The sequence below is a fragment of the Micromonospora sp. NPDC003776 genome, from assembly GCF_053605645.1.
On record NZ_JBSGJR010000296.1, the window covers coordinates 1 to 8204 of the forward strand.

The 8204-nt window shown below is 72.2% G+C and carries 6 protein-coding genes; 3 read left to right on the forward strand and 3 right to left on the reverse strand.

Annotated features, from left to right (window positions below):
* Positions 1–48: 48 nt before the first annotated feature.
* Positions 49–1536 carry a GH1 family beta-glucosidase gene (locus ACWEVO_RS22235; protein WP_452309450.1) on the reverse strand — a complete coding sequence of 496 codons (1488 nt, stop codon included), beginning with the start codon at positions 1534–1536 and terminating at the stop codon, positions 49–51.
* 853 nt (positions 1537–2389) lie between these two features.
* Between ACWEVO_RS22235 and ACWEVO_RS22240 the strand changes: the two genes are divergently transcribed.
* Together ACWEVO_RS22240 and ACWEVO_RS22245 are read left to right on the forward strand one after the other, a co-directional pair.
* Positions 2390–5287 carry a glycoside hydrolase family 48 protein gene (locus ACWEVO_RS22240; RefSeq protein WP_452309455.1) on the forward strand — a complete coding sequence of 966 codons (2898 nt, stop codon included), beginning with the start codon at positions 2390–2392 and terminating at the stop codon, positions 5285–5287.
* Between the two features lie 372 nt (positions 5288–5659).
* On the forward strand, positions 5660–6547 hold the full coding sequence (locus ACWEVO_RS22245; protein ID WP_452309451.1) for a phosphatase PAP2 family protein: 888 nt from the start codon (positions 5660–5662) through the stop codon (positions 6545–6547).
* On the opposite strand, the gene ACWEVO_RS22250 is transcribed toward ACWEVO_RS22245, so the two are convergent.
* Positions 6548–7000, reverse strand: coding sequence for a YbhB/YbcL family Raf kinase inhibitor-like protein (locus ACWEVO_RS22250; protein WP_452309452.1), 453 nt, complete (start codon positions 6998–7000; stop codon positions 6548–6550).
* Positions 7001–7110: 110 nt separating this feature from the next.
* Between ACWEVO_RS22250 and ACWEVO_RS22255 the strand changes: the two genes are divergently transcribed.
* A complete protein-coding gene (locus ACWEVO_RS22255; RefSeq protein ID WP_452309453.1) occupies positions 7111–7782 on the forward strand; it encodes a maleylpyruvate isomerase N-terminal domain-containing protein in 672 nt (223 codons plus the stop codon).
* Positions 7783–7794: 12 nt separating this feature from the next.
* Here ACWEVO_RS22255 and ACWEVO_RS22260 read toward each other — a convergent pair.
* Positions 7795–8204 (reverse strand): putative peptidoglycan binding domain-containing protein (locus ACWEVO_RS22260; protein ID WP_452309454.1); only part of this gene is annotated, 410 nt, incomplete at its 5' end.

Sequence of the window (8204 nt, forward strand, 5' to 3'; positions counted from 1 at the left end):
CGCCGACGGCTCGTTCGCCGACGTGGCCGACGGCCGGGCCGGGGCGGCTCACAGCCCGTTGTCGCGGATGACCGTGCGGTACCAGTGCGCGCTGCGCTTGAGCACCCGGCGCTGCGTCGGGTAGTCCACGTAGACCAGGCCCCAGCGCTGCTCGTAGCCCTCGGCCCACTCGAAGTTGTCCAGCAGCGACCACACGTGGTAGCTCTCCAGCGGCACCCCGTCGCGGATCGCGCGGTGGGCGGCGGCGAAGTGGTCGCGGAGGAAGTCGATCCGGGGGGCGTCGTCGACGGTGCCGTCCGCGCCGAGCCGGTCCGGGCAGGGCAGCCCGTTCTCGGTGATGGTGAGCGGGATCCGGCCGTAGTCGCGGGTGACCCGGGTCAGGATGTCGTACATCCCCTCGGGGTAGATCTGCTGCCACTCGGCCTCGGAGGTGGGCCACTTGCGCACCGTGTCGCCCTGGCCGGTGACGTAGATCGGCGTGTAGTACTGGACGGCGAGCAGGTCGACCGGGCTGGAGATGACGGCCAGGTCGCCGTCGCGTACTCCCCGGACCATGCGGCTGTCCGGGCCCAGGTCGGCCAGCACGTCCTTCGGGTACGCGCCCTTGAGGATCGAGTCGAGGTAGAGGCGGTTCTCGTAGCCGTCGTACAGCCGGGTGGCGGTGGCGGCCTCGGCGGTGTCGTCGGCCGGGTAGCAGGGGTGCAGGTTCAGCGCCGGGCCGATGCGGCCCGGCACGCCGGTGGCGCGCAGCGCCCGCACGGCGAGGCCGTGGGCGAGCTGGAGGTGGTGGGCGACCAGGTACGCGGCCTGCGGGTCCTGCTGGCCGGGCGCGTGGTGGCCCCAGATGTAGCCGTTCTGCACCACCGTCTTCGGCTCGTTGATGGTCAGCCACACCGGCACCCGGTCGCCGAGGGCGCGGAACATCACGTCGGCGTACTCGCCGAAGCGTTCGGCGGTGTCCCGGTTCTCCCAGCCGCCGGTGTCCTGCAGGGCCTGGGGGAGGTCCCAGTGGAACAGGGTGGCCATCGGGGCGATGCCCCGCTCGTGCAGCCCGTCCACGAGGCGGCGGTAGAAGTCGAGGCCGCGCTGGTTGGGCTTGCCGGAGCCGTCGGCCTGGATGCGCGGCCAGGAGATGGAGAACCGGTAGCTGCGCAGGCCCAGGTCGCGCATCAGGTCCAGGTCCTCGGCGTAGCGGTGGTAGTGGTCGGCGGCGACGTCGCCGGTGTCACCGTTGCGGGTACGGCCCGGGGTGTGGCTGAAGGTGTCCCACACGGATTCGCCCCGCCCGTCCTCCTTCGCCGCGCCCTCGATCTGGTAGGCCGAGGTGGCCGCGCCCCAGGCGAAGTCGGTCGGGAACCGCAGCGGCGCGTCCGAGGCGCCCTCGGGGTCGGGGGTGTCGTCGCAGCCGGCGACGGTGGCGGAGGTGGCGGCGATCCCCGCCGCGACGGTGCCGGCGAGTCCGGCGCGGGCCATGCCCGCGGCGGTCGCGGACGCGGCGGCACGACGGAGCAGGCGCCGTCGGGTGAGTAGCGACATGGATGTTCTCCTCGGAGTGACTGGCCGCCCGACGGCCGGGAGCGCTCCCATCATAGGTTGGACGCGGCCGGCCGCGTCGCCCTGGGCGGGCCAGTGGTGCGTAGGGCCCGGTCGTGGTCGGGCGGCCGGCGAAAATGGGTGGGCGGGCGTCGCTCAGGGGGCGGGTGAGCGGCGGGGTGTAGCAGATAGCGAAGGAGGCCGGCCGGGAGGCGTCACGCCTGTCCCGTCGGCCTCTTTTCCCGTCGACAACGGAGGTTTAGTGTGGGGACGGGGGAGGGCAACCCCCGTCCCCACCTGTGATGCACACACGCACGTGTGGAATTGGCGTCCGATCGTGCGTGTCGCGCGGGAGCCGGGCCACGCGAGTGGCTCTGGTTCCACCTCCCTCCCTGTCGGTGGGCGATGGCTGACGGCGGCGTCCGGGCTGGCCCGTCGTCAGCCTCCGGGGCTGGGCGTCGGGCACACGGGTCCCGACGATTTCGTACTTGCATCTCCGTCGATGGAAGCGCTCCCATCGGCGATGCTTGTGACTGTAACGCCCGTCACCCGTTTGTCAAAGCCCCAAAACGAGATCGAAACATCGAGCAGTGTGTCTGCCCTGCCCGTTGTGGTGGGAGCGCTTCCATGGCAGACTCTCAATCCATCGCGACGCGGAGCCAGCTCGCGCGAGGCGTGGGCCGCCGAGGGCACCCGGTACTCCCGGTGCGGCGTCCCCGATCCCCGGCACGGCCGGGTCGACCACCTTTCCGGGCGCCTCCGTCCCCCCGCGTACGTCCCGTCGACGCGTGGGAGGCGCCCCGCCGGGGCCACCGGTCCCGGCCCGGTCCGAGGAGACACCGCGCACATGAGACTCATGGCCAGACGTCGCCGAACGGCGATGTTCGCCGCCACCGCCCTCGCCATCGGCGGGGTCGCCCTGCCCGCCGGCGCCGCCCAGGCCGCCCCGGCCTGCGACGTCCAGTACGTGACCAGCGACTGGACCGACGGCTTCACCGCCACCGTCACCATCAAGAACCTCGGCGACGCGCTGAACAACTGGTCCCTGAAGTTCGCCTTCCCCACCAGCAGCCAGAAGGTCACCCAGGGCTGGTCGGCCAAGTGGAGCCAGTCCGGCACCCAGGTGACCGCGACCAACGAGTCGTGGAACGGCAGCCTGGCCACCGGCGCCTCCACCACCATCGGCTTCAACGGCGCCTTCACCGGCAGCAACCCGAAGCCCACCGCGTTCACCCTCAACGGCGTGGCCTGCAACGGGGCGCCCGCGAACCAGCCGCCGACCGTGTCCCTCGCGGTGCCGTCCGGCCCCTTCCAGGCGCCGGCCGACGTGCCGCTGACCGCCACCGCCAGCGACCCGGACGGCACCATCACCAAGGTCGAGTTCTACCGCAACGGCCTACTGGTCAACACCGACACCACCGCCCCCTACCAGTACGACCTGCTGGGGCTGCCCGCCGGCAGCTACACCGTGCAGGCCAAGGCGTACGACAACGCCAACGCCACGGCCATCGCCGAGAAGTCCTTCACGGTCAACCCGGCCACCGGCCCGCAACTGGTGGCCACCCCGTCCGCCGTGAGCGTCGACGAGGGCCGCACCGCCACGGTGAAGTACACCCTCACCGCCGCGCCGACCGCCAACGTCCCGGTGACCCTCGCCGTCACCGGGGACAGCGACATCACGGTGTCGCCGACCACCCTGACCCTCACGCCGAGCAACTGGAGCACCGGGGTCACCGCCACCGTCGCCGCGGCCGAGGACGCCGACACCGTCGGCGGCACCGCCACCATCACCGCCTCGGCGACCGGGTACGCGCCGCTGACCGTGACCGCCACCGAGATCGACAACGACGTCCCGGGCGGCGACAACGCCTACATCAAGAAGTTCCTCGACCAGTACGGCAAGATCAAGAACTCCGGGTACTTCAGCCCCGAGGGCGTGCCGTACCACTCGGTCGAGACGCTGATCGTCGAGGCCCCCGACCACGGCCACGAAACCACCTCGGAGGCGTTCAGCTTCTGGCTCTGGCTGGAGGCCCAGTACGGCCGGGTCACCCAGAACTGGAGCCCCTTCAACAACGCCTGGACGGTGATGGAGAAGTACATCATCCCCTCCCACGCCGACCAGGCGACCGCCGGCGCGCCGGGCACCCCCCAGTACGCCGCCGAGCACAACCTGCCCAGCCAGTACCCGTCGGCGCTGGAGCCCTCCGTGCCGGTCGGCCAGGACCCGCTCCGCTCGGAGCTGCAGTCCACCTACGGCACCGGAGACATCTACGGCATGCACTGGCTGCTGGACGTCGACAACACCTACGGCTACGGCCACTGCGGCGACGGCACCACCCGGCCCGCGTACATCAACACCTTCCAGCGCGGCACCCAGGAGTCGGTCTGGGAGACCGTGCCGCAGCCGTCCTGCGACACGTTCAAGCACGGCGGCCAGTACGGCTACCTCGACCTGTTCGTCAAGGAGTCCAGCGCCCCGGCCAAGCAGTGGAAGTACACCGACGCCCCGGACGCCGACGCCCGCGCCGTGCAGGCCGCGTACTGGGCGCTGACCTGGGCCAAGGCGCAGGGCAAGGCGGCCGACGTGGCGGCCACCGTGGCCAAGGCCGCCAAGATGGGTGACTACCTGCGGTACGCCATGTTCGACAAGTACTTCAAGAAGATCGGCAACTGCGTCGGCGCGTCCACCTGCCCGGCCGGCACCGGCCGCGACTCGGCGCACTACCTGCTCTCCTGGTACTACGCCTGGGGCGGCGCGTACGACACCTCGCAGAACTGGTCGTGGCGGATCGGCTCCAGCCACAACCACTTCGGCTACCAGAACCCCCTCACCGCCTGGGCGCTGACCAACGTGCCCGAGCTCAAGCCGCAGTCGCCGACCGCGGTCTCCGACTGGCAGAAGAGCCTCGACCGGCAGCTGGAGTTCTACACCTGGCTCCAGTCCGCCGAGGGCGGCATCGCCGGCGGCGCCACCAACAGCTGGGACGGCAGCTACGCACAGCCGCCCGCCGGCACCGCCACCTTCTACGGCATGTTCTACGACGTCGACCCGGTCTACAACGACCCGCCGTCGAACCAGTGGTTCGGCATGCAGGCCTGGTCGATGCAGCGCATCGCCGAGCTGTACCTGCAGACCGGCAACGCGAAGGCCAAGGCGCTGCTGGACAAGTGGGTGCCGTGGGCCATCGCCAACACCACGCTGGGCACCAACTGGTCCATCCCGTCGGACATGAAGTGGACCGGCCAGCCCAACAACTGGAACCCGACCAGCCCGCAGCCGAACACCAACCTGCACGTCGAGGTCACGGTGAAGGGTCAGGACGTGGGCGTGGCCGCCGCCTACGCCCGCACCCTGATCGCGTACGCCGCCAAGTCGGGCGACGCCGCGGCGAAGACCACCGCCAAGGGCCTGCTGGACGCGCTCTCCGCCGCCGCCGACGCCAAGGGTGTCTCGATGCCGGAGAAGAGGGGCGACTACAAGCGCTTCGACGACGTCTACAACGCCGCCGACGGCCAGGGCCTCTACGTCCCCGCCGGCTGGACCGGGAAGATGCCCAACGGCGACACCATCGCCGCCGGCAAGAGCTTCCTGGACATCCGCTCGTTCTACAAGAACGACCCGGACTGGCCGAAGGTGCAGGCGTACCTCAACGGCGGCGCCGAGCCGGTCTTCAACTACCACCGGTTCTGGGCGCAGGCGGACATCGCCATGGCGTACGCCGACTACGGCACCTACTTCCCGCAGGGATGAGGTGACGACTCCGCCACGGGCGGGCGGCGACCCGCCCGTGGCGGCCACCGGCCGGGCACCGGGGGAACACAGCGCCCGGTCGGCGGAACGGCCTGACACCCACGGTCAGGCCGGGTGGGCCGGCCGTCCGGCCGACGCAGCGGACGGACCGGCCCACCAATCCGTCCGGAGTCGAACTTGCCGCGAAAACTCGCGAAAATCCGCCGCCTGGGGATCACACGACGGGCGGGAACGGAGTAACGTACGTCACCAAGAGAGGCCGCTCCCCCCGTGGCGGCCTCTCTTTTCATGTTCCCGGCGGCCGTCCGCATCGGACGGCACCGCACGCACCCCCTCGCTCGACGAGCGGCGCGCCGGCGTGGCCGTTACCGTGTGCGGGTGCGTGAGACGGCGCGCGGTTGGACCGCGGTCTGGTTGGTCGTACTGGCCCTGGCCCAGGCGGCCGCGTTGCTGCTGGTGTGGCGGTTCGCCGTGCACACCCGGCCCGGTCAGTGGCTCGACACGGTCGCGTTGACCGGCAACCGGATCGGGCAGGACCGCATCGACGGACCCGTGGACCGCATCCTCAACGCGATGTCGGTGGTGTCGCTGCTGGTCGCCACCGCCGTGGTCGGGTTCATCGCGCTGATCCGGGGCCGCAAGGCGCTCGCCGTGACCGCCACCCTGCTGGTCGCCGGCGCCAACCTGAGCACCCAGGTGCTCAAGCACTACCTGGTCCGTCCCGACTTCGGCATCGACCCGGAACGGGCGGCCGCCGGCAACAGCCTGCCCAGTGGTCACACCGCGGTGGCCGCGTCGGTGGCGGTCGCGCTGATCCTGGTGCTGCCGGCGAAGCTGCGGGTGCTCGGTGCGTTCCTCGGCGCCGGCTACGCGGCCGCGGCCGGGGTGGCCACGCTGTCGGCCGGTTGGCACCGGCCCAGCGACGCCGTCGCCGCGTACCTGATCGTCGGCGGTTGGGCCGCCGTGGGCGGCCTGGTGCTGCTGTTCTTCCAGCGGGAACGGGCGGAGATCTCGCCGGCGGACGCACACCGCCGGGCCGCCGTGGTGCTCGGCGGGATCGGCCTGCTCGCGCTCGTCGTGTCCGCGCTCGCCCTCACCTGGCTGTCCGCCCGCTCCGGCACCCCCGCCGACGAACTCACCCGCCGTCCCTTGTTCATCGGGTACGCGGGCAGCGCGGCCGGCATCGTCGGAACGATGGCCCTGGTGGCCGCGCTGGTCCTCGCGGTGGTGCACCGCCTGGTGCCCCGCTACAAGGGCTGACTAACTGCGCTGGTAGGTGCCGACCATGGTGCCGCTGGCGAACTCCCGGTCGGTGAGCGCGCGCCGCACGTCCTCGACGTGCGGCGAGTCCGGCAGGTCCAGCGGGCGCTCGAGCGCCCAGAGCCGGAAGAAATACCGGTGTGGGTCCTCGTGCCGGGGCGGGTTCGGGCCGCCCCACCCGGTGCCGCCGAAGTCGTTGGGCCACTCCCGGCCACCGTCGGGCACGGCGCCCTCGGCCACCCCGCGCGACCGCGGCGAGATGCCGGTCACCAGCCAGTGCAGGAAGGGCGTCTTCCCGGCGTCCGGGTCCTCGACCATCAGGACCAACTCGGTGGCGTCGGGTACCGGGGACCACTCCAGGGGCGGCGAGACGTTGCCGCCCTCCTGAGCGAAACGCCCGGGGAGCATGTCGTGGTCGTTGAACGCGGTGCTGCGGAGCATGATGCCGGCCATCGTGCGACCCCTCCTCTCCTCGTCCAGCGGCGGGTACCCGGCCGCCGGCCGGCGAAACGGCGGTGGCAGGCTGATCCGGCAGCAGGGGACGGACCGGACGGGGAGAACGGATGGACACGGTACGCGCGGCATTCCGCGACGAGTGCGCCCGGCTGGAGGAGGTGCTGCGCGGCCTGAGCGAGGCCGACCTGGAGCGGCCCACGCCCTGCCCACCGTGGGCGGTACGCGACCTGCTCGCGCACGTGCGCACCGGCGCCGGGCGGCTGGTCGACATGCTCGCCGCGCCCGCCCCGCAACGGGCGGAGGTGGACGCGGCCGGCTACTTCGGCCGGACGAAGTTCACCCCGGAGGTGGACCGGGACCGGATCGACAGCGCCCGGCGGGAGGCGGCTACGCCGGCCGGCCCAGCGCAGGTGGCGGACGGCTTCGCCCGGGCCTGGCGGGCCGCCGACGCGGCGGTGGGCGCGCAGCCGGCGGGCCGGCTGGTCCGTACCCGGCACGGGGATGCGATGACGGTGACGGAGTTTCTGCGTACCCGGGTGGTGGAGGTCGGGGTGCACGGCCTGGACCTGGCCGACGCGCTGGACCGGCGGCCGTGGCTGACCCCGACGGCGGCGCGGGTGGTGGCCGACCTGCTGGTCGACGGGCGGCCGCTGCCTCCCGGGCTCGGCTGGGACGCGGTGACGCTGGTGCGCAAGGCCACCGGCCGGTCGGCGCTCACCGACCGGGAGCGGGCGGTGCTGGCGGAGTCCGGCTTCCGGTGGCTGTCCTTCGGCGCCTGAGCTGCTCGGCGGTCAGCCGGTGGTGCGGCGCAGGTGGTCCAGGACGAGCGGGTCGATGCGGCCGGGGACGATCCGCTCCTCCAGGTTCTCCACCCCGGCCCACGAGGCGAGCGCGTCGTCCAGGCCGGCCGCGTCGACCGGGTGCCCGGCGGCGGCCAGCAGCGCGGCGACCTCCTCGGCGAGCGGCCCGCTGAGGTCGCGCAGGGTGGCCGGGTCGGGTTTGCCGAAGAGCATGGTGTGGACCTCGAGCAGCCGGCCCAGCTCGGTGACCGGGTCGGGGTGGTCGTCGACCCGCAGGTCGACCAGTTCGTCGCCGGTGCCGGCGTAAGCAGTAGCCGGCGATGGCGGCGCCGGTCTCCTGGTCGACCGCCTTGACGACGAGATTCCCGACCGGCGGCCGGGTGAGGTTGACCGTGGTCGTC